The organism is Roseovarius gaetbuli (assembly GCF_900172365.1).
GTDB classification, from domain to species: domain Bacteria; phylum Pseudomonadota; class Alphaproteobacteria; order Rhodobacterales; family Rhodobacteraceae; genus Roseovarius; species Roseovarius gaetbuli.
Genome location: NZ_FWFJ01000111.1, coordinates 1 through 1,446, shown reverse-complemented (window position 1 = coordinate 1,446; position 1,446 = coordinate 1). Strand labels below are relative to the sequence as shown.

Sequence of the window (1,446 nt, the reverse complement as noted above, 5' to 3'; positions counted from 1 at the left end):
CTTGGTTGGTGGAAACCATCAGGGCCAGCGGCCATGTGCGTCGCGCTAACAGGCCGAACACAAGACTGCTTCTGACAGGCTTTATCATCAAATCGGTACTTGCAAAAAGGGAGCCATCCACACAGGACAAAGCGGTCATTTTTTTGCAATTACCTGTGTGATATTGATCAACGAAGACACCAAAAGGAATGATTAAACTTAATGCGGCGATGATCGATTCAAAGGCGCATTACCGTTTGGCTGTCCATATATGAAAGCTAAAGCAGACATGAATAAATTCCTTGCAACTTTAACCGAAACTACACTCCTCCCCACACCGGCATATTCGAACGATTGGGCCAGCGGGTATTTCGGTTTTGAGCTTCGGTACGCTTTCACTGTTCACTTCAAGCTGACGGTTTGAGGCATGAAAGGTCAAGCTGGAGAGTTCAAGGAGCACAGATTGTTTGCAGATGCCAAGTTCGCAAGGGGCTTGTGGCGGTCGGGTATGGGCGCGTTTTGTGCCTTGCTTACTTTGCTATTCGTCGGCATCGCACCCTACTGTAATGCACAAGAATTGGAACTTCGATCAGATATAACCCTCCAACGTTTTCGCGATTGGAAAAATCCCTTCGATGTGCGTTCATTAGTTTTCAAAGACTATAGCCAATCCAGAAGTTCGCTCGACGAAGATTACATATACGAGTTTCCGGAAACTAGTGAGACAGAACTTGGCGTTTTCCAACTACGCGAAAGCAGAATCGTCTGTGATGATTCCACAAACAAAAACAACGACTGCGACCTTTACATTCGCAATAATGAATTGCTTTTGCTACGCCACGAAAGTGGAGGGCGTTTTCCTACGATTCTGGAGTTTAGCGTGAAACCTTAATCCGGCGGCTTTGGGCTTATTCTGTTGAAAAACTCCGCTACGCCAAAATCGCCTCGGAAACTTGGAACACTGTTCTCGTCACAGGCCAATTGACAAACGGTACTTCCAGAATGGCGTTTTAGCGGGACAATATTCTGCTGATCTTGCCCTTTCGAGCGATCAGGCGAGTTTTTCAACGGAATAGGCTCAGTGCGGTCGTACCGGGCCCTGTAGTCCAACGACCGCTCCGAACAGCCGAATGTCCGAGCATCGGGCCGCACCGCTGAAAGCGTTGAATTTTCTGTGTTTCGGGAATGGCTGCTTCCGGAGCGCAGTCCAGGCTTGCCCCGCTGCGCCGCCGCAAGTCCGCTTCGAGCCGATTCTGTGGAAAAGCACCGTAAGCGTCCGGTCTGACCGCCCCTATGGCGCGGTTTTCCATGGGAGCAGGTCGTCGACGCGGTTGATCTTGTAGTCTGGGATGCGGGCAAGTGTGTCGGCGAGCCATGCTTGCGGATCGATACCGTTCAGTTTGGCCGTTTCGATCAAGGTGTAGGCAATGGCGGCAGCTTTACCACCGGTCTGTGATCCAACGAACA

Annotated in this window: 2 protein-coding genes; one reads left to right on the top strand and one right to left on the bottom strand. The window is 50.3% G+C overall.

Annotated features, from left to right (window positions below):
* Window positions 1-442 precede the first annotated feature (442 nt).
* Window positions 443-871 carry a hypothetical protein gene (locus ROG8370_RS19795; protein ID WP_139838249.1) on the top strand — a complete coding sequence of 143 codons (429 nt, stop codon included), beginning with the start codon at window positions 443-445 and terminating at the stop codon, window positions 869-871.
* Window positions 872-1,270: 399 nt separating this feature from the next.
* On the opposite strand, the gene ROG8370_RS19790 is transcribed toward ROG8370_RS19795, so the two are convergent.
* Window positions 1,271-1,446 (bottom strand): transposase domain-containing protein (locus tag ROG8370_RS19790; protein WP_139838167.1); only part of this gene is annotated, 176 nt, incomplete at its 5' end.